The 24,478-nt window shown below is 44.7% G+C and carries 16 protein-coding genes; 4 read left to right on the top strand and 12 right to left on the bottom strand.

The features are described from left to right. Positions 1-46 precede the first annotated feature (46 nt). From B4F66_RS07080 to ettA, 4 genes are all read left to right on the top strand, one after another. On the top strand, positions 47-4,447 hold the full coding sequence (locus B4F66_RS07080) for a cobaltochelatase subunit CobN (protein ID WP_292357152.1): 4,401 nt from the start codon (positions 47-49) through the stop codon (positions 4,445-4,447). Next, positions 4,447-4,893 (top strand): MotA/TolQ/ExbB proton channel family protein, encoded by a 447-nt coding sequence (locus tag B4F66_RS07075; protein ID WP_292357154.1) that lies wholly within the window; start codon positions 4,447-4,449, stop codon positions 4,891-4,893. Before B4F66_RS07080 ends, B4F66_RS07075 begins: the two co-directional genes overlap by 1 nt. Then, complete coding sequence (locus B4F66_RS07070; protein WP_292357156.1) at positions 4,886-5,185, top strand: DUF2149 domain-containing protein; 300 nt, start codon at positions 4,886-4,888, stop codon at positions 5,183-5,185. The genes B4F66_RS07075 and B4F66_RS07070 overlap by 8 nt, the downstream gene beginning before the upstream one ends. A 98-nt stretch (positions 5,186-5,283) precedes the next feature. After that, positions 5,284-6,942 (top strand): energy-dependent translational throttle protein EttA, encoded by a 1,659-nt coding sequence (ettA, locus tag B4F66_RS07065; protein ID WP_292357158.1) that lies wholly within the window; start codon positions 5,284-5,286, stop codon positions 6,940-6,942. A 251-nt stretch (positions 6,943-7,193) separates the two neighbouring features. On the opposite strand, the gene B4F66_RS07060 is transcribed toward ettA, so the two are convergent. The 12 genes from B4F66_RS07060 to pabC all read right to left on the bottom strand — a co-directional run bounded on the left by B4F66_RS07060 (position 7,194) and on the right by pabC (position 24,468). Further along, the gene (locus B4F66_RS07060) at positions 7,194-8,894 is read right to left on the bottom strand and encodes an NADPH-dependent assimilatory sulfite reductase hemoprotein subunit (RefSeq protein WP_292357160.1); all 1,701 of its coding nucleotides are present in this window, start codon (positions 8,892-8,894) and stop codon (positions 7,194-7,196) included. Beyond that, entirely contained in the window at positions 8,894-10,693 is a 1,800-nt protein-coding gene (locus B4F66_RS07055; protein ID WP_292357162.1) for an assimilatory sulfite reductase (NADPH) flavoprotein subunit, read from the bottom strand. Before B4F66_RS07055 ends, B4F66_RS07060 begins: the two co-directional genes overlap by 1 nt. A gap of 283 nt (positions 10,694-10,976) precedes the next feature. Further along, positions 10,977-13,112: an EAL domain-containing protein gene (locus B4F66_RS07050; protein ID WP_292357163.1), complete on the bottom strand. Its 2,136-nt coding sequence runs from the start codon at positions 13,110-13,112 to the stop codon at positions 10,977-10,979. A gap of 57 nt (positions 13,113-13,169) precedes the next feature. Further along, the gene (locus B4F66_RS07045) at positions 13,170-17,066 is read right to left on the bottom strand and encodes a PAS domain-containing protein (protein WP_292412728.1); all 3,897 of its coding nucleotides are present in this window, start codon (positions 17,064-17,066) and stop codon (positions 13,170-13,172) included. Positions 17,067-17,146: 80 nt separating this feature from the next. Then, entirely contained in the window at positions 17,147-19,021 is a 1,875-nt protein-coding gene (locus B4F66_RS07040; protein ID WP_292357167.1) for a methyl-accepting chemotaxis protein, read from the bottom strand. Between the two features lie 160 nt (positions 19,022-19,181). Further along, complete coding sequence (locus B4F66_RS07035; RefSeq protein ID WP_292357169.1) at positions 19,182-19,817, bottom strand: arylesterase; 636 nt, start codon at positions 19,815-19,817, stop codon at positions 19,182-19,184. Then, complete coding sequence (locus B4F66_RS07030) at positions 19,817-20,596, bottom strand: TatD family hydrolase (protein WP_292357715.1); 780 nt, start codon at positions 20,594-20,596, stop codon at positions 19,817-19,819. Before B4F66_RS07030 ends, B4F66_RS07035 begins: the two co-directional genes overlap by 1 nt. Before the next feature lie 40 nt (positions 20,597-20,636). Continuing rightward, positions 20,637-20,990, bottom strand: coding sequence for a PilZ domain-containing protein (locus B4F66_RS07025; RefSeq protein ID WP_292357171.1), 354 nt, complete (start codon positions 20,988-20,990; stop codon positions 20,637-20,639). 34 nt (positions 20,991-21,024) lie between these two features. Then, positions 21,025-21,987 carry a DNA polymerase III subunit delta' gene (gene holB / locus B4F66_RS07020; protein WP_292357173.1) on the bottom strand — a complete coding sequence of 321 codons (963 nt, stop codon included), beginning with the start codon at positions 21,985-21,987 and terminating at the stop codon, positions 21,025-21,027. Then, positions 21,987-22,619: a dTMP kinase gene (gene tmk / locus B4F66_RS07015; RefSeq protein WP_292357175.1), complete on the bottom strand. Its 633-nt coding sequence runs from the start codon at positions 22,617-22,619 to the stop codon at positions 21,987-21,989. The genes holB and tmk overlap by 1 nt, the downstream gene beginning before the upstream one ends. Continuing rightward, on the bottom strand, positions 22,616-23,641 hold the full coding sequence (gene mltG, locus B4F66_RS07010; protein ID WP_292357177.1) for an endolytic transglycosylase MltG: 1,026 nt from the start codon (positions 23,639-23,641) through the stop codon (positions 22,616-22,618). The genes tmk and mltG overlap by 4 nt, the downstream gene beginning before the upstream one ends. Further along, entirely contained in the window at positions 23,638-24,468 is an 831-nt protein-coding gene (pabC, locus tag B4F66_RS07005; protein ID WP_292357179.1) for an aminodeoxychorismate lyase, read from the bottom strand. Before pabC ends, mltG begins: the two co-directional genes overlap by 4 nt. Positions 24,469-24,478 lie beyond the last annotated feature (10 nt).

Here is a 24,478-nt window from a genome sequence, read left to right as displayed (position 1 = left end):
GCTATTTACCTAACTGGTAGCTGCTTTTGCTACGGCAGGATGTCTGATGTCTTATATTGTTAAATATCGCTTGTGTTTTCACCGACCCATTTTTCTATTTGCCCTGTTGTTTTCTCTGATAACTTCAAGTGCGTATGCCAGTGAGCATCATGTAATGGTTATTGTGTCAGATCGCTCTGCCCCGACTTTGGTCTCTGGAGCACATCAATTATTACAACAACAGCCTGATGCAGACATTCAAATCCGCACGGTCAGTCAGCTTAATGCTTTGACTGATGCTGACTTACAGCAATTGATTGATAACAGTGCAAGCATATTAGTGGTTGGTGTATTTGGCGATCCTGTGGAACGATTACTCGTTCGGCAATATAACAATGATCAAAAACGCTATGTTTTACATAGTGACCAGCGGCTTATCGAATTAAATAGCGATCCGGTTACACAATCTATTCCTAATCATATCTTGAGTGATAAAGCCTCATTAAGCACAACAACTCTGTTAGAGGCCAAACAGGTTCAATATCCCGAGTATGCTAACTGGTTACAGGCTCGTGCTTACTGGGTTAACCGTTCGACAGAGAATTCACGCAGTCTGCTGGACATGTTGCTCACAGAAGGCAGTAAAAAAGCCGAATTACAACCTGTTGGGGCTTTACGCTTTGCTTTGCATAAAGACGATAAAACTCAATGGTTAAGCCCAACTGAACTAGCCAAACAACTTGATACAACAAATCCTGTTGTCTGGTTGGTCGATCATGATACCGGCGATTTAACAGGTGAATGGAAACTGCATCAGCAGTATTGTCAGGCGCTGAACAGTCAATGTGTTTCCGTATTGGCCGCCTGGGGCGAACCCAGTGTTGAGGCTATTGAGACGATCAAAAAGGTGATGAACAAATCTTTGCCAAACACACCATGGGGAATCGTTTCTTTTCAGGACTTTGTGATTGGTGGTGGTGATGGTCGTGAGCAGGTTGAACAATTATTTACTGAGCTTAATGTTCCGGTTTTAAAAGGTATTCGTCTTAATAAATTAAGTGAGGCGGATTATGCCTTATCTTCACAGGGTATTCCTCGCGATTCGATTCATTATCGGATTGCCATGCCGGAGTTGCAAGGTGTCAGTCAGCCACAGATTCTGGCATTGACCGAGCCTGCAAAGATGGACCCACAAACCGGGGCCCAGCTGACGCAAAGTCTACCAATTAAAGAACATATAAACCGTCAGGCACTGCGCATGCAAGGCTGGCTGGCTCTACAACAAAAAGACAATGCCGATAAGCGTGTCGCCATTGTGTATTACAACCATCCCCCCGGTAGACATAATATCGGTGCTGATAATCTGAATGTGCCTGAAAGTCTGCTGGAAATATTGAATAGCCTGAAAAATGCAGGTTATCAGACTGGTGAGCTGCCAAAAGATGCGGAATCTTTGCTGGATATGCTGCAACTTAAAGGGGTGAATTTACCTGAAGACGCACAAGCATTATCAGCGATGTCCAAGGTCGCCAACACCATGACAGCGGATGAATATCAACGCTGGTTCAAACAGTTACCGGCAACTGTTCAGGCTGAAATGATTGATGGTCCTTTGGCAGCATTACAGCAGCGGATGCGTGATGCTATTGAGCAGGCACTGGCATTGGACAGTGTGACAACTCGCCAATCTCAACTCAATTTGCTAACGGCATTTATGCAGCAAACATCCACGGATCTGCATCATGCACTGGATGGTTTACGTCATCCCGGCCGCAGTCGAGCATTGGATTTATTAAATCAGCTGGAACAGGATTATCAGCAGATCATCGATGCAGCTGCTCAAGGCCATCAGCCCGACTGGCAGCATAGCGAATCCTTACATGATGCATTATTGGAAATGCAGATTGAAGGTATTCGCGGTTGGGGTGAAGTACCCGGCAAAGTGATGGTCTGGGATAATCGATTACTGATTCCCGGCGTGCAATTTGGCAATGTGTTTATCGGCCCGCAACCACCGCGTGGTTGGGAGATTCACGAAGAACTGTTGCATGCCAATATGTCTTTCCCTCCGCCACATCAATATCTGGCGTTTTATCACTATATTCAGTCGCAATTTAACGCTGATGCCATGGTGCATGTTGGTCGACATTCAACCTATGAGTTTTTACCCAAACGCAGTGTTGGCCTGGGTGAAGATGATTATCCCACTATTATTGCCGGTGATGTTCCTGGTCTATATCCTTATATAGTTGATGGTGTCGGTGAAGGCATACAGGCCAAACGCCGTGGTCAAGCGGTAATTATCGATCATTTGACTCCCCCGCTCGCCGTCACTGAACTTTATGACGATCTGCTACAACTACGTCAGTTGATTGAAAGCGCCGAAGCTGCTTCAGATAAAGCCACACGGGATCGGGCTATTCGCAGCCTGCGTGAACAAATCGAAACTATGGGTCTGCGTAATGAATTGATCGCCAGCATGGATGAAGAGCTGCAAGTGCGTGGTGCCGGTTTCGATGAAATTGATGATGATTTTCTACTGCATGAAGTCGGTCATTATCTGACAAATTTTCAAGAGACCTTTATGCCACTGGGTCTGCATGTATTTGGCCGGGATTGGTCCGCGGATGGACTCGATACCATGATGAACTCAATTCTGGACAACACCGATTCCAGCGAGGCTCAACGTCAAGCTATCTATCAAAAATTGCAAATGTCTCCAGCGGCTGAGATTGAAGCGCTTTTGAATGGTTTGAATGGTCGTTTTATCTCTCCGGGGAAAGGCAATGATCCCATTCGCACGCCGGATGCTCTGCCCACTGGCCGTAATTTTTATGCGTTGGATGGCAGCCTGCTGCCAACCCGTGTGGGTTTTGATATCGGTCAACAACTGGCCGCACCGGTCTTGGCCGGCGAAAAGGGCAATATTGAAGGTCATGAAGTAGGCGATCGCAATAAACAAGGGGTGATTTTATGGGCCTCTGATTCAGTGCGGGATGAAGGTGCCATGATTGCGTTTGGTATGAAGCTGCTGGGTGTCCGCCCGATATGGAATAGCCGTGGCATTATCAAAGGTCTCGAACGTCTGCCATTAAATGAGGAACAACCACAGCGGCTGGATGTGTTGTTTACCACTTCAGGTTTATTCCGGGATTTATATGGCGAACATCTGGTATTGCTGGATAAAGCCAGCTTATTGGCCTTGGATGCCAGTCGGGATCTGATTATCCGTGATTATCCTGCTTTGGCTGTCGCCCTTAACGCTGCTTTGGAAGCTTTAGGTGAATGGCAACAAGGCGGCGATGAAGCGTTGGATAAAAACTTGGTGGCCGCCAATTGGGTAAATGAGGCCATACAACGGCTGGCCCAACAACCGGATATCGATCCGGCACAATTAGGTCGTGAAACAAGCCTTCGTGTATTTGGTATTGCCCCGGGGGCTTATGGTGCTGGCATTAATCGTCTGGTTGAACGTTCAGCTGCCTGGGAAGATCGCAGTGAACTGGCTGACGTATTTATCAAACGTATGGCACATGCTTATGGCAGTGGTTTGCAGGGTGAATCGCAACCGGACTTGTTCAAACAGCAACTTGCCGGAGTGTCACAAACCTTTTTGGGTCGTGCCAGTAATCTGTATGGCCTGATGGATAACAATGATGCATTTGATTATCTGGGTGGTTTTAATCTGGCGGTGGAAACAGTTAGTGGTCAGCAACCAGGCAGCGCGGTGATTAATCACAGTAACAACGATAATCTGCGAATCGATGACTTGCCACAAGTCCTGCTGGGAGAGCTGCGTGCCCGTTATCTGAATCCACAATGGATTAAGCCGTTAATGAATGAAGGTTATGCCGGTGCGCGCACCATGGGCAGTGAATTTATCGAATATCTTTGGGGGTGGCAGGTAACCAGTCCAGAGATCATTACCGATCAGGTTTGGGAAGAAGTGAAAGCCGTTTATGTGGATGACAGTCTGCAACTGGGATTGGATGAGTTTCTAGGTGATGGTCATCAACAACATGTTCAAACCAATATCCTGGCAGTGATGCTGGTCGCCATAGATAAAGGATTCTGGGATGCTGATCTGGATACTCAAAAACAATTGGCCGAGCAGTTTGCTGCCAATATTATTGAAAAAGGCATTCCCGGAAGTGGTCATACCCATGCGAATCATCCAATGTATGATTTTGTGAAATCACATCTCGATGCGGATCAGGCTAAAGCTTTGGAAGCCGTATTGGCGCGAAGCCGAATACAGACTTCAGAAATGGCCTCCTCTCCAAGTCATATACAGGAATTACAATTGAATCAGCAGGATAGCCAGCAAATCGAGAATAGTAATCAAGCTGCTGAGGATACTACAGAAACCAGCTCCACCGATAGCAAAATGCTTTGGCTGTGGACGTTGCTGGCATTATCAGTAATCGTTGCCGCAGGATTATGGCGCGGTCGTAAAGGAGCTATGTAATGTATCCACATTTTTCACTGGAATTGATGCACCAGCTGACCGGACTGTTATTAACCCCGGTCGTCTGGGCGTTATTGTTTTTTGTCGGTTTGGCCGTATATGAAACCGGTATTGCCATTGGTGAGCGCTTCTGGGGAATCGCCCGTTTATCACAGCATTCTGATAGCCAAGCATTGATTGCTCTGGGCAAACGCCGAATTGAACGGGCCGATTTTATTACCAGACTGGCACCCATGCTCGGTTTGATGGGCACCTTGATTCCCTTGGGCCCAGGCCTCGCCGCATTAGGCGAAGGACAACTAAAAATTCTGACTACGGCGATGACAGTGGCGTTTGATACCACGGTTATTGGATTATTGGCTGGCATGTTCGGCTTTGTCATTGGTCGGATGCGTCGGCGTTGGTATGACGCTGCTTTAACTGAATTGGAAAAGCAAAATGGATAAATGGCGTCGCAGTTCATTTCTCGATACCGATGAAGATCCGTTAGGTCCATTGGCCAATTTGATTGATATTGTGCTGGTATTTGCCTGTGGGCTAATCGCTGCACTGGTCGCGTTCAGTTCGGACTTACAGGATCATTTTGAAGTGCAGCCGCAGGAAATCACTCTCGGTAAGGAACTGCCAACAATGCCAGATACTATGCAGCAGCAGGTGCAGGATGGTAGTGGTTACGAAGCTGTTGGTCAGGTATATCGAGATCCACAAACCGGTAAGCTGATTTTAATTGATGACTAATTTTTTCATTAAAAGATTTTCGCTCAGCCCGCGAATCCAAAAGTAATTTCAGGTAGAATCACCGCTTCTACTGAACTCCTGTTTTATTGGATTTTAAAATGGCTCAATACGTATATAGCATGAACCGCGTTGGCAAAATCGTGCCGCCCAAACGCGAAATTTTAAAAGATATTTCCTTGTCATTTTTCCCTGGTGCCAAAATCGGTGTATTGGGTTTAAATGGCTCTGGTAAGTCTACCCTGCTCCGCATCATGGCGGGTGAGGATAAAGATTATATTGGCGAAGCCAGACCGATGCCGAATATGAAGGTCGGGTATCTGCCTCAGGAACCTGAGCTGGATGACAGCAAAACCGTTCGGGAAATCGTTGAAGAATCAGTCTCTGATGTCAAAGCCGCTTTGGATGAACTGGATGCGATTTATGCAGCTTATGCCGAACCGGATGCCGACTTTGATGCACTCGCTAAAAAACAGGGTGAACTGGAAAATCTGATCACCGCTAAAGATGGTCATAATCTGGACAATGCTCTGGAACGTGCAGCAGATGCGTTACGCCTGCCGCCCTGGGATGCCAAAGTAGCGGTGTTATCCGGTGGCGAGCGTCGTCGTGTTGCATTATGCCGGTTATTACTCGATCACCCGGACATGTTATTGCTTGATGAGCCGACTAACCATCTTGATGCTGAATCGATTGCCTGGATTGAACGCTTCCTGCAGGAATACCCCGGTACCGTAGTTGCCATTACCCATGATCGCTATTTCCTGGATAATGCCGCGGGCTGGATACTTGAGCTTGATCGTGGTCGTGGTATTCCTTATGAAGGCAATTACTCTTCATGGCTGGAACAGAAAGATCAACGTCTGGCTCAGGAATCGAAACAGGAAGCCTCACACAATAAAGCCATTCAAGCTGAGCTTGAGTGGGTACGCCAGGGAGCCAAAGGTCGTCAGGCAAAATCCAAAGCGCGCTTGAAACAGTTTGAAGAAATGAATTCAAAAGAATTTCAAAAACGTAATGAAACCCAGGAAATCTATATTCCACCTGGCCCGCGTTTAGGTGACAAAGTGATTGAACTGCATAACGTCACTAAATCCTACGGCGACAAACTGTTATTCGAAGATCTCAGTCTGACGATTCCCCCCGGTGCAATTGTCGGCATCATCGGCCCTAACGGTGCCGGTAAATCTACCTTGTTCCGCATGATTACCGGTGAAGAAAAACCCGATTCCGGTGAAATCGAAATCGGCAGTACCGTGCAGCTGGCTTATGTAAACCAGGCACGTGAACTGGATGGCAAGAAAACGGTATTTGAAGAAATAGCTGATGGTGCCGATATGATTACTGTCGGAAATTATCAGACCCCTTCTCGTGCCTATTGTGGACGGTTTAATTTTAAGGGCTCAGATCAGCAGAAATATGTGAAGGATCTCTCCGGTGGTGAGCGTAACCGCCTGCATATGGCCAAACTGCTTAAAGAAGGTGGCAACGTTTTATTACTCGACGAACCGACCAACGACCTGGACGTGGAAACATTACGTGCATTGGAAGAAGCCATATTGGCCTTTCCGGGTTCAGCAGTAGTCATTTCGCATGATCGCTGGTTCCTGGATCGTGTCTGTACCCATATGATTGCCTATGAAGGCGATTCCAGCGTGGTGTTTTTTGAAGGTAACTATAGTGAATATGCCGAAGATTACCTCAAGCGTTATGGCAAAGATCATCAGCCGGAACGTATCAAATACCGCCGGATGAATTAAAGTTAGGTTTTGAATGATTAACCACAGAGACACAGAGTGCACAGAGGTTTAAAAGAAATATATCCGCAGATTACGCAGATTTTCACAGATATAAATAAACAATAAGGTGAATGCAGGTTTGTTCCAGAAGTAGGTCGGGTTAGCGTAGCGTAACCCGACACAAATCAAATATTTCGTTTAAAAAATCTGCGCCAATCTGCGTAATCTGCGGATAAAAAATCTCTGTGACTTCTGTGTCTCTGTGGTTAACTTTAATCTTTTAAAGGCTTATGCATCATTTCTGGTGTACGTTCGGCGCCGAGGATACCGACACGGATCAGAAAGTCGCCAAAATGCTCGTCTTTCTCACGTTCAGCAGCAAACTGTTCAATCATTGGTTTTAGCGTATTCAGGATGGTGGCTTCGTCCACATTTTCAAGATACAGACGGTTTAGTCGCTGACCACTGAAATCAGCCCCCAGATTCAGGTTATAGCGTCCTATCGCTTTACCGGTTAACGCAATTTCACCCAGGTAAGGTCTGGCACAGCCATTCGGACAGCCGGTGATGCGGATATTAATCAGCTCTTCCGGTAGGCCCACATCACTCATTATTTGTTCCAGCTTACTGAGAAACGTGGGTAAATAACGTTCTGATTCAGCCATCGCCAAAGCACAAGTAGGCAATGCTACACAGGCCATCGCATTTAAACGCAATGCCGGACGGCGTTCACCGATATCCAGTTGGTACTGCTCAACCAATGCTTCAATAACCGGTTTTTGTTCAGGGCTGATATTGGCAATAATCAGGTTCTGATTACAGGTCATGCGAAATTCGCCAGTATGGATTTTGGCGATTTCACGCAATGCTGTGCGCAATTGAAGTGTTTCAGTATCCTTAACCCGCCCACTGTAAATATATAAGGTCAGATGCCATTGACCATCTTCACCCTGGATCCAGCCAAATCGATCACCATTGCGTAATAACTCAAAGGGTCTGGCAGACGTCATCGCCTCACCATGGTATTCGGTAAATTTTTCGTTAAACCAGTCAATACCATGATCATCAATGGTGTATTTAAAACGAGCATGCGCCCGGACACTGCGATCACCAAAGTCACGTTGAATGGCAGCAATGGTTTCGCAGGCTTTGACAATCTGGTCTTTTGGCACAAAACCGGCCATGGTGGCTAAGCGTGGGAAAGTTGCCGTTTCACCATACGTCATGCCCATACCGCCACCGACGGCAACATTGAATCCAACTAATTCGTCGTTTTCAATAATGGCAATTAACGCAATATCATTGGCCAGTACATCACTGTCGTTTTCAGGTGGAATGGCGATACCGATTTTAAATTTACGTGGTAAATAGCGATCCCCATAAAACGGTTCTTCAGATTTACCCGGTTGATAGACACATTTTTCGCCCAGCCAGATCTCGGCATAGGCACCCGACTGCCAGCACAAATGATCACTTATAGCTTGTGAAATCTGATGAACTTCGGCATGCACCGAAGACTGATGCGGATTGACATTTGTCACCACATTTCGATTCACATCACCGCATGCGCCTTTTGTATCCAACCCTAATGCATTGACTTGCTGCATTAATGAACGCAGATCTTTTTTCAAAACCTCGTGATATTGAAACGTCTGCCGGGTAGTAATACGTAACGTGCCATTGGCGCAATCATCAGCTATCGCATCGAGTCCGAGCCATTGCTGTGGAGTCACCACTCCACCGGCAATACGCAGTCGAACCATAAATGAATATAACGGTTCCAGCTTTTGACGACGGCGTTCATCACGCAGATCGCGATGATCCTGCATATAGCTGCCATGGAATTTGGTCAGTTTGTTGTCATCTTCCGAGATCGCACCGGTAACGGCATCTTCAAGCCCTTCGGCAATGGTGCCACGCAGGTAACGACTGTCGAGTTTGAGTTGTTCGGCTTCAGGTAATTTTGTATTCATTAGTACACATCACGTTGGTAGCGTTTATCACGCGTCAGCTGACGCAGATATTCAGTGGCATCTTCGCGGCTTTTATTGCCTTGCTGACTGATAATATCAATCAGGGCTTCATTAACATCCGGTGCCATATTGTCCGCATCACCACATACATATAGATAGGCTCCTTCCTGCAACCAGTTCCATATTTCAATGGATTTTTCACGAATACGGTGCTGTACGTAGATTTTCTCGGTCTGATCACGAGAAAATGCCACATCCAGATGGGTTAATAATCCAGATTTACGCCAGGCCAGCCACTCGGTCTGATAGAGAAAATCAGTCAGGAAATGCTGATCACCAAAGAACAGCCAGTTACGTCCCCGAGCTCCTCGCTCTTCACGCTCCTGCATAAAGCTTCTGAATGGGGCCACGCCGGTGCCAGGACCAATCATAATAATTGGCGCATCGTCATCGGCAGGCAATTTGAAGTTTTTATTGGGATCGATGTACACCGGAATAGTGGCATCTTCGGCCAAGCGATCGGCTAACCAGGTTGAGGCTACACCGCCCCGTTCACGGTTATGGGCGTTATACCGAACCGTTGCCACGGTGATATGTACTTCTTCATCAACTGCGGCCTGACTGGATGCAATCGAATACAATCGTGGCGGCAATTTACGCAGCAACTTGATAAAACCGTTGGCATCTATATCGGCTAATGGGTAGCTTTGAACTAAATCCAGAACATCACGGCCTCGGATCCATTCAGTGACAGCAGCTTTGCTTTCCATCAGCTTATTCAGTTCATCGGATTGCGCCAATTCAGCCCATTTTTCGACCAATGGGCGGGTCAGCACGGTAATTTCACGATGGTGCATCAATGCATTGGTTAAAGTTTCGGTTTGTTCTTCAAGCTCTACTGGAGTATCAGCATCGAATCCCAGCGCATCAATCAGCATGGAGACCAAAACGGGATCATTCTGTGGATATACACCTAATGCATCACCCGGCTGGTAGTGCAATCCCGAACCTTCAAGTGAAATTTCAATATGCCGCACTTCCTTGCTGGAACCGCGACCACTGAGGATCTGGTTTTCCAGCAAAGGTGCGGAAAATGGATGTTTGCGATCATATTGAACGGAGGTTTCAAGCTGGCTCATTGCAGCAGAGGCTGACGGTGGTGCGGCACTGGCCTGCATGGAACTGGTCAGTGACTCAATAAATTCAGCGATCCATTTTTCCGCCAAATCATCATAATCCACATCACAATCAACTCGAGGAATTACCGCGGTTGCACCAAGTTTTTGCAGACGTTCATCAAAGTCTTTGCCGGTCTGACAGAAATATTCATAGCTGGAATCACCCAGTGACAGCACACTGTATTTCAAACCCTTTAAACCAGGTGCTTTACGGCTTCCCAGAAACTCATATAAATCCATTGCGTTATCAGGCGGCTCACCCTCACCATGTGTCGAAGTTAAGACTGCCAGATATTGCTCGTTCTTCAGTTCTCGTGGTTTGTATTCCGCCATATCCCATAATTTGACTTCAATACCACTGGATTTTGCTTTCTCAGCTAGTTGGCCGGCAACCGTTTCGGTATTACCGGTTTGTGAACCATAAAGCACGGTCAGTTTGATCGTTTGGTCCGGCAGAGAAGGTGCAGCTTCCGTAGCAGCTGTTCCACCCTGAGCCGCACGATAACCTGACAAATAGCCTGACAGCCAATCTACCTGCCAGCCTTCCAGGCCTTGCAGTAAATTATTAAGCTGTTGCAATTGTTCATCGGTTAATGGAGCGTTGGGCAACCTGATATTCATGTTGTTGGCTTATCTCTTAAAAGTTGAGCTTTGAGTCTGCACAAAATAACAAAAACTATATATAAATAGAAACTATATGTTTGGATTTCCATATAATTAAAATAAATATACTTCGATTCTAACAATCATTATGTTAGAAGAATTAATGCAAAATATTGTGAATGTTTTGGTGTGAAGCAGTAAAAATTAATGAACTACCTTTAATATTGGTCCATCGCTTTATATTTCAACCGCTTTAAGCTGTGTTGAACTTTCAGAGACGGCTATGAAAGATCAACAAGCCCTAGTGACTTTTATGCTCGTATAGATCGGTATCTGCGTACATATATAGAGATTGCAAATCGATGTTGTCCATCGAGCGACTGGAAGCCGTACCAACAGTATATTCTACATTTAGATGTGGGCTGACATTAGCATTATAGTTTTTTACTGCGTCAGCCAGTTGTTCTAGTTTGTTTTCTGATTGCTCACATACACTCAAAACGACAAACTCGTCATCGACCAGTCGAGATATTAACTCTGTATCGGTAAAGATTTCTGTCAATATTCGGGAAAAATGAATAAGGGCTTCATCACCTGCAGAAATCCCGTGAGCATGGGAGATGCGCTTGTAATTATTCACATCAAAGTAATACATGGTAATACTGGCTTGGTACGGTACAAAAATATTCAGTAATTTTTGTGCTCTGCGTTCGAAAGCCTCACGATTCAGTAAGCCGGTCAACTTATCTTCATCTAACAGTGGGTTATAGTCGATTTCTTCTTCGACCATTTCGGTCAGTTGTTTTAATAATTGTTTATCTTTATCTGTAAAAGTTCTGGGAATAGAGTGTTTTAAACATAAAGCCCCCAACTTCTCCCCCGATCTTGCCCGAATTGGACAACCAGCATAAAACCTTATGTGGGGTGCTGACGTAACCATGATGTTTTCTGCATAGTGTTTATCATTCAGCGTATCGGAAATAACAAAAATATCTTCCTGAGCAATCGTCTGATTACAAAATGCCACTGAACGTTCGGTTTGCCGTTGACTGAATCCCTGTGACGATTTTATCCATTGTCGATCTTCGTCTATCAGCGAAATCAGGCTAATCTCCACATCAAATAAACGTGTACAAAGTTTGGTTAACCGGTCATAGCGATGTTCCGGTTCACTATCCAGAAGTCCCAGACCATGTAGGCGTTTTAGCCTTTGTAAATCAATATGTTCTGACGTGTTTTTCGACCAGTCAATAAAAGCCTCAGGTAACATGGGACGACCAATAAAATATCCTTGAGCCTGATCACAGCCCATTTTACGTAGCAGCTCCAGTGCAGCATTATCTTCAATTCCTTCTGCAGCCACCTGCATGTTCAGACTGTGGGCAAGTTCAATAATCGCCTTAATAACCAGTCTTGATTCGCGTGAATCCGCAGAAGTCATGACAAAGGTTTTATCCACTTTGACTTCTGAAAACGGCATACGAACCAAGGCCAACATCGACGAAAAACCGGTCCCAAAATCATCTATGGATAAACGAAATCCTCGCAGTCGCAGTCTGGTCAGAATATCCAGAGATATCACAGGGTCATCCATTGCGGCTGTTTCCGTCAACTCCAGGATCAGTTGATCCGGTTTGATATTATGGGCTTCACAAAGCATTTCAATTTGTTTGAATAGCTCGAGGTTACTGAGTGATGCCGCAGAAATATTGACCGAAAGCAATAAGCCCCTGTTCTGGACTTTTAGCGACGGATCGGCTTCCTGAAGCTGATTTAGAAAAGGTAATGCCTGTTCAAATACCTGTAAGGTTAATTTGTCGATAAGATCATTCTGTTCGGCTAAGGGAATAAATTTTTCCGGTGAAATGAAGCCCTTTTCTGCGTGCTGCCAGCGTGCAAGCGCTTCAAGGCCAGTTAGCGTGCCACTGACACAGGATACTTTTGGTTGATATACCAGATAAATGTCATGCGCGTTAATCGCTTGTTCCAGCTCATTGACGGTAAGGGTATTGGTCTGGTTTTCAGCGCGGAGTTGCTGACCAAAGGTGTTGTCAGCTGTGTTGATGGATTCAGCGTTAATCAAATCCCGGAAAGCTTTGGGATTAAAGGGCTTGGGAAGAATCCCCAGAACATTAAGACCATGCGCACCGGCCGAACGTGCTGCAGCATGCAATAGTTGCTGCCCGGCGCCACTTGTGATGATTAACTGGGCATCGATTTGCATACGGCCCAATTCGCCAAGCACTTCCACCCCATCCATATCCGGCATAATCAAATCAATAATCAGATATTGTGGGCTCCAGTCATTGATGATCTCCAGAAAACTTTGAAAGTCAGAGGTTATTTTGGCTGACAGACCGATAAATTCAGCGACATTAGCAATTGCTCTTGCAGTGAGATTGTTGTCATCCAGAATGAGTACTTTTAATTCGGTCATCGCCCCAGATTACTCTTGGTTATCCAATAAAAATAAACTCTGTAGACACTTTGACATTTATGACTCGTTCTGCAAAGACTTTCGGATTTTCGTGGTGAGTTCATCTCGACTATATGGTTTACTCAGTAACATGACTCCAGGGTCCAACCGACCATGATGGACGATAGAGTTCTCGGTATATCCTGAAGTGAACAAAACTTTTAATTGTGGTCGGATTCGCTGCGCCTTATCAGACAGCTCTCTTCCACTCATACCACCTGGCATCACCACATCGGTGAATAATAAGTCAATATCTGCATCACTTTGAATGATTTCCATTGCTTCGCTTCCATTTGATGCACTTATTACCTTATATCCCATAAACTCTAATTGCGAAATAACATAATTGCGAACCAATTCATCATCTTCAACAACAAGTATGCTTTCATTGCCGATTTGCGGTTGAATATGCAGTACAGAAGCGTTTTCTGCCGTCGCAACCTCCTCAGGTGAGCGGGGTAAATACAGTCTGATGGTCGTTCCCTGACCGACTTCCGAATAAACGTTTATGTGACCATAACTCTGTCGGGCAAATCCATAGACCATCGCCAAACCAAGACCGGTACCCTTATCTTTGCTTTTTGTGGTGTAGAACGGTTCAAACACTTTATCCAGATTCTCTGGAGCAATACCTACCCCGGTATCTGACACCCCAATGATGACATAATCACCCGGGGTAACATCGTGTTGTGAACCATAGTCTTCGGAGAGTGAAACATTGAGGGTTTCAATTAATAACCTGCCACCTGATGGCATCGCATCACGCGCATTGATGGCCAGATTCAACAGTGCATTTTCCAATTGTCCCGGATCTACCTGCGCCAACCAGAGATCTGGTTCCAACGCCAGCTCAAGCTGAATCGCCTCGCCAATTGATCGGCTTAGTAACCCCTGAAAATTATTTAATAATTGATTGGCATCAATATGTTTTGGATCCAGTGCCTGCTTTCTGGAAAAGGCCAGCAAACTGCGAATTAATTCTGCTCCGCGGTCTGCTGCCTCCTGGATCATTTCAGACAGGCCACGTAGTTTGGAATCGCTGGCAAGTGACTCAGTAATAATTTCGGCATTGCCGACAATGACTGTCAACAAATTATTAAAGTCATGAGCGACGCCACCGGTTAATTGACCAACGGCTTCCAATCGTTGGGATTGCCGTAATTTTTCTTCTATTTCAAGACGATCGGTTATATCCGTAATACCACCAACCATTCGGATTGCTTCGTTAGCGTTATTGTAAATAACATAACCCCGGTCAATAACATCTGCATAGTCCCCATCCTGACGTTGAAACTTATAGTTCTCTGACCAGCTCTGCTGTTGGGTTTCAATTGCTCGCTTAAGGTTGTTTAGGACTCGATTACGCTCATCAGGATGAATGCGTTTTTCCCAGCCTTTAATAGAAGGTTTTTTTGATTGGGTATCAATGCCAAACAAGGTTGCAAAACTATCGCTCCACCAAAGTTCGTTTGTCAGGAGATCCCAGTCCCAGATCGCATCGTTGGTTGCTTTGGATAATAATTGAAAGCGTTGCTCACTCTCCCTAATATTGGCGTCTGCTTCTTTTTGCAGCGTAATATCGGTCATGTAGCCTTCAATCGCTACTATGTTGCCGTCTTTATCTCTTACACCGCTACCCTGCTCCCAAAACCAGCGAATACCACTATCTTTATGAATTATTCGATACTCGACCTGAAACGGCTGGTTTTGCTCAATTGCTTTTATTGTTTCAACATACATCTTCTCGCGATCATCTGGATGGATAAGGCTGGCAAATTCAATCCGCTGGTTGCCGATAACATCTTCAGCGTTATAGCCGGTTAAACGTTCGAATGCTTCGCTTACATAGAGCATAGTCCATTGCTCATCAGATAGACTACGATAAGCAACTCCCGGCAGATTACGCAGTAACTGCATTAATGATCGTTCGGCCTCAGAACGCTGCGCCTCGGCAAGCTTGGTATTGGTAATATTTTCGGTGATGGCAATAAGATGCAACGGATTGCCACTGTCATCACGTTGCAAGGTGATACTTAATCTTGCCCAGACCGTTTCGCCGGTTTTATGGATGTAGCGTTTTTCCAGAATACGGCTATCAAGGATACCAAGCAGAATATCGCTGATTTCCTGCTGGTTCTGTTCTTTATCATCAGGATGGGTAAGCTGATGAAAATCCAGTTGCGTCAGTTCTTCAGCTGAATACCCCAGCATTTCACAATAAGCTTGATTGCATTCCAGAAAACGGCCGTCTGTTGAGGCAATGGCCACACCGGTAGCCGCATCCTGAAATGCTTGACGAAACCGGCTTTCGCTACGACGAATTCGTTCTTCATTGCGGTGCTTGGCAATGGCAATAGAAATAATTTTTGATATACGCTCGATAGTATCAAGCTGCTCGGGTTCCGGGGTTTTTACCGTGTTGTGATAAATGGCAAAAGTCGCGATAACGTTAAGTTTTTCATCAAATATAGGATGAGACCAGCAAGCCCTTAAATCATAAGCCAATGCAAAGTTGCGATAATTTTCCCACAGAGGATCATTTTCAATATCACATACAATGACTGGCCGTTTAAGAAATGCTGCTGTTCCACATGAGCCCGCAAGCGGGCCTATAGGCTCGCCATGAATGGCATCGTTATAACTGACCGGTAAATTGGGTGCTGAACCATGCAGCAGGCGTTTACCCTCTTCATCAATCAGTAAAATGGAAGCGATGGTATTGGGCAGAATTTCTTCGATCCCCAGTACAATTTGCTCCATAATCTGTTGTAAATCCAGAGAGGAAGCCACGGCTTCAACCATGCTGGATTCCAGTTTTTGTATCATCTCCAGGCGTTTACGTTCAGTGATATCGATAATCATGCCTAAACGACGAACTTCCTGACCACTGGCATTAAATACTGATTTGCCACATTCAAATAACCAGCGAATGCTTGCGTCGTCTTTACGGGTAATTCGATATTCAGCCTCTACTATACCGCTGTTACTGGGTTTTGCCCGTGCTGATTCCAGAGTTTTTATATCTTCTGGCAGAATAAATTGCTGAAAACTCTCTATTGTTCCATCAAATTCTTCAAGCGTTATGCCAAAGAGTTCAGCCGTCTGTTCAGACCAGGTTACTTTGTCATTGAGCAAGTTGATTTCCCAACTTCCCATATGACCTATACGTTGACTTTCATCCATCAAACGCAACATATGATCTATATGACCCATATGTTGACGAATATCTGTCAAATCCAGCACTGTGCCAAATAATTCATTTTTATCAGGCTGCCAGGTGGCACGTTGTCGGATAAACCTTAATTCATTATCAGCCGTTAATATCCGGTGACACACATCAAGACTGTCCTGCTGTTCAATCGCACGATTGAAAGCCCGTGTAACGTCAGCTTTATCATCCGGATGTACCTGCTGTAAGTGACCTCCCAGTGTGGGAGAAAACTCTTCTAATGATTTTGCAAATATTTCAAATGTCTGTTCCCCCCACCACAAATTTGATGTTTCAGGGGTATAGACCCAGTGACCTATAAGCGTTGGAGAAGCCCCGAGGTCTGTAGCCATCCATTGTTGTACCGGACCTGGAAGAATTTCGCTGGATAAGATAACCAGCAATTTGTTGTCATCATCATCCAGAACTAATGTTGCTGGGTAGCGCTGAGCCTCGCTTCTACCAATAAGGGTTAATGGGGAATGAAATGGAGATCGTGGATTGAATGTATTTCTATCTAGTTCTTCAGCAAAAAATGCTTCAAATGGCAAGCCAATAATATCGTTTTCATCAGAAGCTTCGATTAACCGCAAAGCCTCTGAGTTTGCGGTTAACAGTAAGTTCTCGCGAAAAATAAAGACAGCTTGGTTGTGCTGGTTCATTAGCACGGTTAACAGATAATCATGAGCCCCAGAGTTATTACTCAATTTTTCACCCACTTCTAATAGTTAAGGCCAACTCTGTTTACCAAGATATACCAGAGTTGGCCTGACCGGCTAGTGAAATATTAAATTTTGAACTGACTGATTTGTGTTTCCAGTCCATTCGCCAGTCTGGCCAATTCCTGACTGGTTAACGTGGTTTGATTGGTACTTTCAGCATTTTCCTCAGCCACTTGAGCGATACTGACAATATTTCGGTTTATCTCTTCAGCAACGGCTGACTGTTCCTCTGCCGCACTGGCAATATGGGTATTCATATCACGAATCGAGGCAACTGATTCGGCTATAACATCCAAAGATTGGCCCGCTTTCTCTGCTTTTTCAACACTACGGCTAGCCTGCTCAAGCTCTTCATCCATTACCTGAACCGATTTTTCGGCTTCTTTTTGCAGTCGTTCGATTATTTTTTTAATTTCTTCTGTTGAGTCGTGGCTACGTTTAGCGAGTGTTCTGACTTCATCGGCCACCACAGCAAAACCTCTACCTGACTCACCAGCTCTGGCGGCTTCAATCGCGGCATTTAAAGCCAATAAATTGGTTTGTTCGGCAATCCCTTGAATGACAGTAAGTACACTACCAATATTTTCGCTTTCTTTTTGTAAATCCTTGATCGATACTGCCCCCATTTCCACCTGTTTCGCCAGTTGCTTGATTCCGTCAATTGCATCCATCACCACTTGTTTTCCGGCTTTGGTTTCGTTATCTGCTGTACGCGAAGCATCAGCAGCCTGCGAAGCATAACGTGCCACTTCCTGGACTGTGGCCGCCATTTCATTCATTGCTGTGGCAACCTGTTCACTATCGCTTTGCTGGCTCATTACACCACGACTTGTTTGCCCGGTAATGACGGTTAACTCTTCAGCAGCCACGTTGAGCTGTCTGGACGAATCAAAGACTTCTTGAATCAGGTTACTGAAAACGCCCATCATCTGATTAAAAACATGTGCCATCTGCACTATTTCATCTTTACCCTCTATATCTGCGCGCTCTGTGAGATCTTTATTTTGTTGTGCCCGTTTCATCACTTCAGCCAGCAAATTGATGGGATTCACTACACTACGACTGATGAATCTGGATAATAGAACCAAGATGGCTAAAATCAACACAATTGAAATAATAGCCGTAATAAAAATGGATCTTTCGTGTGCCAGAACTTCATCAGTTATTTGTTCCGATGTGGTATGAAGTAAGTCCTGTATTTGATAGACAATCGATCGCATTTCACCCATCCGACCTAAATCTTCGTTAAAACCAAATTGTTGTTCAGCATTGACCAGCTGAGTAAAGTCATCGCTGTACTTCATCATCAAATCTGATATCTGCCGTTGCTCAAAGTCACTTAAATAGCTTTGCTGCAAATTTTGATAAAAAACGCTGAGGTTATTATTAAAGGTTTCGAAGTAGCTCACATCTCTACGCAACATAAAATCTTTTTCATTACGGCGTAACATCAGCATATCTTTCAATAAAGCATCATTTTGAAAATTGCCAAGCATCTTTTCAGCTTCCTGAACTGAGCTACGGAGATTGCCGTAAAGTCCATCTTTATGACTGAGTCCGATAGTCTGCCGTAAAGCGACTATCTCGTTAAATGCCGTATGATATTGTTCGATTAAGGTAAGCAGTTGTGGAATCTGTTTAATCTGAATATTTTCAGATTGCAGTTCAGCATTCAACTGAGAGAGTTGCTGTGTTAATAAGCTGATATTGTCATTAAAAACAGTTTGATATTTCAGATCCCGTCGTTCCAGGAAGTCTTTTTCATTTATTCGTAAGTTTCGCATTGTGGTTTCAGCCTGAAGACTCAATGCGGCTGACTGTCCAATTTGTACAAGTGAATGCATGCCAAGGCTAAGTATTACTGCCAGGATGATAATCCCGACAACCATAAGGCTACTTAAAAGCAACATTTTTGCTTTGACGGATAATGACTTCAACATGCTGGCTCCAGGGGCTGACGGGATTATTTCCTAATAATTCCTGTATCGTCTTCCCATGGTAAAACTTTAAAAAATCACATTAAATAAAGCAGCCAATTGAATCAGTGTCTGTTGAACATTCATAGCCGCCTCTGTTGTGGCTTTGAAAGATCAACAGACCCTAGCGACTAATTGCACCAGAATCAATGAGTAAACGATGTATTGATTGCGCGAATTGTTGATAGCCAAGCGCATTCGGGTGCACATGATCAGCCTTTAATGATGAATCAATTAACACCTCACTGAGAATAGTCGGCTCGACGGGTATACCTTTTGATTCAGCAATATCAAGATAAAGTGGTAATGGTGCTAAATTGAGACCCAACGCAGGTACGGCAATTAATATTACCTGCGAACCTGAAGCGATTATCTCATCCACCATCGTTTGAAGGTTTGCTTGTAGTTGCGTTCGACTCTGCTTACGCAATAGATCATTACCACCATGGCACAACACAACCAGATCAGGTTTGGTTTCTTCAAGAAGTTTTGCTAAACGCTTTTTACCATCACTGCTGACTTCACCGGGTACACCTGCATTGATCACTTTGCGGTTAGTCATTTCAGCAAGCAAGGCGGGATAACTCTGTTCTGGCGCAGCACCGGTTCCAAAGGTCAGACTGTCACCAAAAGCCAGGATCACGCCATCCTGGCTAAGCGGTTTTAGTTTGGCAGAAGGCTGATCACAACCTGAAAGTGTAGAAATTCCAATACAAACAATTAAAAAATATTTAAACGCAGCGACGAAATTTCTATTCATCAAGCAGCCAGTCTGGCAGAGGGAAACAAACGGTAAAAATTTTCGGTGGTCACTGCAGCAATCTCTTCTATTGACTCACCCCTTAATTCAGCCAGGAAAGCGGCGACATGTTTAACATATGCTGGCTGATTGGTTTTACCACGATGAGGAACCGGTGCCAGATAAGGAGCATCGGTTTCAATCAGAATACGATCCAGAGGCAGTTTTTGAGCAACCTCCTGTAACTCACGGGCACTTTTAAATGTCACGATACCGGATAACGAGATATAAAAACCAATATCCAAAGCACGTTTTGCCGTTTCCCAGTTTTCGGTAAAACAATGAATAATGCCGCCTGCATCTTTGGCATTCTCATTTTCCAGCATTGTCATGGTATCTTCACGTGCTTCACGGGTATGAATGATCAATGGTTTTTTAGTCTGTCGGGCGGCTTCAATATGGTAACTGAAACGATCCCGTTGCCAGCCCAAATCACCTTCGCTACGAAAATAATCCAAACCAGTTTCGCCAATAGCTATTACTTTTGGATGGTTAGCCAGTTCAATCAATTGTTCCGTACTGAGTGTGCCAGCTTGATCCACATTGGGGTGAATTCCTACACTGGCTGTGAGCTGAGGATACTGCTCAGCAAGTTGACGAACTTCAGCAATACTGTCGTTATCAATGGCAATACAAAGGATATGTTCAATTTGGTTTTCCCTGGCCTCAGCAACCATTGCGGCAATACCGCCAGGTTGATCAGCCAGTAAATTCAGATGGCAGTGTGAATCAATATACATAAATAACCCGGTTGCTGACGGCATAAGCACCGCCATTTTTTTACATCGTATAGGTGGCTTTATCTGATTTCAATTTATCGACCAGATGGTTTTCGATTTTGCCGCGGACCACATTGGCACCGCCGTCACCTTCACTAAAGTGCACGCCTATGCCCGCAGCCTGATTGCCCTGCGCGCCTCTAGGGGTAATCCAGGCAATAGTGCCGGCAACAGGTATTTTTTCCGGCTCATCCAGTAAGGTCAGCAAAATAAAGACTTCTTCGCCCATTTGATAGGGTTTATTGGTGGGGATAAATAAGCCACCATTCTTCAGAAAAGGCATGAAAGAGTGATACAGCATGTTCTGATCACTTATTTTCAGTGAGAGGATGCCTTTACGTGGATTCATGCTCATATAAAAACTCTTTAATTATTTGCCGGTGACGAGATTAATGATTTGCTGCTTTGGTTTGGGTAATACGCATCACTGAAACCATAAAGTCTTCAATTAACAACGTCTTGTTGTAGTTATTTGAAGATGATATTAGCTTTATTGTACTCACTATGCAATCAGCGATATGCCAGTAATGCTGCGTTAGACTGGCATCAGCATACTCCAAATACTGCTGCTGAAGTCGGGCTTTAACAGTCGATAACAATTGATGCATCACTTTAACCAGATCCAGTTGTTGCCATTGGCTGGCAAGTTGCACGGGATTTGCCTGCTGTTGTATCAATTGATCAAAATCCTGCTGAATCTGTTGATATGACTGCCACTCATTGGTCTCGAGCGCATTGACGATAGCAAAAGGCGCATCCAGCGTTAATGAGGAAATTTTTCGTAACTGATCAGCATCAGTAACAACGCCCTGAGAATCCAGCCATTTTAATGTCATCGAATAATCGGGAGTTGACAGATGCATCTGCTGGCAACGACTGCGAATAGTCACTGGCAGTCGATGTACTGCATTGGTGGTTAAGATTAAAATAGTATTGTTCTGTGGTTCTTCAAGCAGTTTCAATAAACTGTTTGCAGCACTGTTGGTCATTAAATCTGCTGACTCAATTACCACTGTTTTCCAATTTGCAACGCTTGGGGTAAGTGATTGTTTTTCTTTTAGTGCACGAATCTGGTCGATTTTGATCGATTTACCGGCCTCCTCCGAACGAATAGTCAGATGATCCGGATGATTCCCTGCCTGCATTATCTGACAGCTGTGACACACACCACAGGCGTTAAACTGTTTGTCAGCAGCAAGACACAATAAACTCTCAGCCATTTTGCTGGCTAACTGCTTTTTCCCCAGTCCGGAGACACCTGTCAACAAGACAGCATGCGGCATACGCTGTTGCTCTACTCTGTCAACAATATGTTGCCAGACCGTCTGTTGCCATGGGAAAAGCGCTGTCATCAACGTGTTGATTCCAGTAGTGGTAACAGCTGATGTTTGAGTTGTTGCTGAATCGCTTCAATATTCTGGCTGGCATCAATTCGCTTGATCCGCTTCGGTTCTGCCTCAGCACGGGCAAGATAACAATTCCTGACGCGTTCAAAAAACTCCTGTTTTTCCTGCTCAAACCGATCTTTTTGCTGTTTTCGTTGTTCTACCCGGGTTTGACCTAAAGCCACGGGCAAATCAAATAAAAATGTGACATCCGTATTACAGCCTTGCAAGGTCCATTCAGCAAGCTGTTTTATGCGTTGTTCATTAATTCCTCGCCCGCCACCTTGATAGGCAAACGTAGCATCAACAAAACGATCAGAAACAACCCAGTCACCACGTTTTAATGCTGGCAAAATAACCTGTTGGATGTGCTCAGCACGAGCAGCAAACATCAACAACAACTCAGTATCTTCAGCCATCGCCTGATCAGTTGGCTTGAGTAACACCTCACGGATTTCTTCGCCCAAAGGGGTGCCACCTGGCTCGCGGGTCACTACAACCTGTTTACCGTGTGAGCGAATATAATCAGCAATAAACTGCAGTTGGGTCGATTTACCGGCACCTTCAATGCCTTCGATACTGATAAATTTTCCATTCATTGTGTTATCTGCTTGTTTTTCCAATATTTTCTAACAGCTCGATTATGGTCCTCCAGATTGTCCGAGAAAACATGACCACCGTTTTCCGCACCGGCAACAAAATACAGGCTGCTGCCTTCAGCTGGATTTATTGCAGCCTCAATGGATTCTTTACTGGGCAAACAGATTGGTGTTGGAGGCAAACCAAATCGGGTATAGGTATTGTAAGGCGTATCCGTTTGCAGATCTTTTTTACGGATATTGCCATCGTAACTGTCACCCATGCCATAAATAACAGTCGGATCAGTCTGCAAACGCATGCCTTTATCCAGACGGCGAACGAAGACACCGGCAATTTCAGGGCGCTCTTCGGGTACGGCACTCTCTTTTTCGATAATGGACGCCATGATCAGTACTTCATATGCAGAGTCATAAGGTAGCTCTTCTGTCATCAGCTGCCAGGCATTCTCCAGCTGAACCTGCATATTCTGGTAGGCACGCCTTAAAAACTGGACATCAGTTGTATTGGCAGGAAAATGGTATGTCTCAGGTAAAAATAAACCTTCAACCCGTTCATTTTCTATAGATAACGCTTCACGAACTGTTTCATTGTTCAATTCGGGCAATGTCTTTTTAATTTTTGGGTGCCCCAGCACTTTTTCAAATAGCTGCTTGGCTGTCATGCCTTCCACGATGGTTATGGAGTATTGGACAACTTTGCCACTGATAAAGAGATTTAATAAATCCGGTAAAGTGGCGTCAGATTCAACCCGATATTCACCGGCCTTTATCTGCTGCGCATTGCCTTGCATTCGAGCATAAATATCCAGATAAACACTGGGGACCGGGCTCAAACCACTATCGTATAGACGCTGGCTGACTTTACTGATGTTATCACCTGGATAAATAGTAAAAATCGTTTCATCTTCTATTAAATTAACCGGCTGATGCAGGAATCGCTGATATTCGCTCCAGGCAACTAACGCGATAATCGCAGCTACTACGACTAAAAAAAGCAGTTTGATATATAAAGGTATTTTCATTCGTTTCTGTTCAGTGAATTTAAAGTGTGCTGCAACGTTTGAGTAATTGGACCATGACTGTAATGCATATCAAGATCAGTAATACGAGTCACTGGCCATATGCCAATCAAACTGTTGCACACAAACACTTCGTCCGCTGACTTGAGATCATCAATGGTCAGCGATGTGATATGCAGGGGTATCGACAATCTGTCAGCAATTTTAATCAGCTGTTGACGCATAATACCAGCGATTCCTGAGTCTGAAAGCTCGGCCGTCGATAATTGGTTGTTATGTACCAGAAACACATTCGACATTGTTCCCTCTATCAATTGATTCTGATAATCAAGCATTAAACCCTCTACGATACTGTCGTCCTGCCATTCATTTCGTGCAAGCACCTGTTCCAGACGATTAAGATGTTTGATTCCAGCCAATGCGGGGTTGATCGCCAAACGCTGTTGACAGAGGCGCACAGTAATGCCGGACTGGTGGGATTCGGGATATTTTGGCATAGCATGCGTGCTGATAATTCGGCTGGTTTGCATATCAGTTTGATAACGATACCCTCGTCCACCGGAACCACGAGTAACCATGATTTTAATAACTGCATCATTATTCAATTGACGACAAACAGTATGGACTTCTCCCGCGAGAGATTGCTGTTGTTCAACAGGAAAGGCAATTTTCAGCCGATGACAGCCTTCAAGCAATCTGGAGAGATGCTGGGCGAAATATTCGAGTTGCCCATTACGATAGGCGATGGTTTCAAACAAACCATCGCCATATTGCAAACCTCGATCTGTAACTTCGATTCTGTTTTCGGGTTGGCCGTTAATCAGAATCATCCGTCACCGA

Source organism: Methylophaga sp. UBA3603, assembly GCF_002375335.1.
Lineage (GTDB): Bacteria > Pseudomonadota > Gammaproteobacteria > Nitrosococcales > Methylophagaceae > Methylophaga.
Note: the sequence above shows the minus strand (reverse complement) of the source record. Positions and strands in the feature narration are given on the sequence as shown.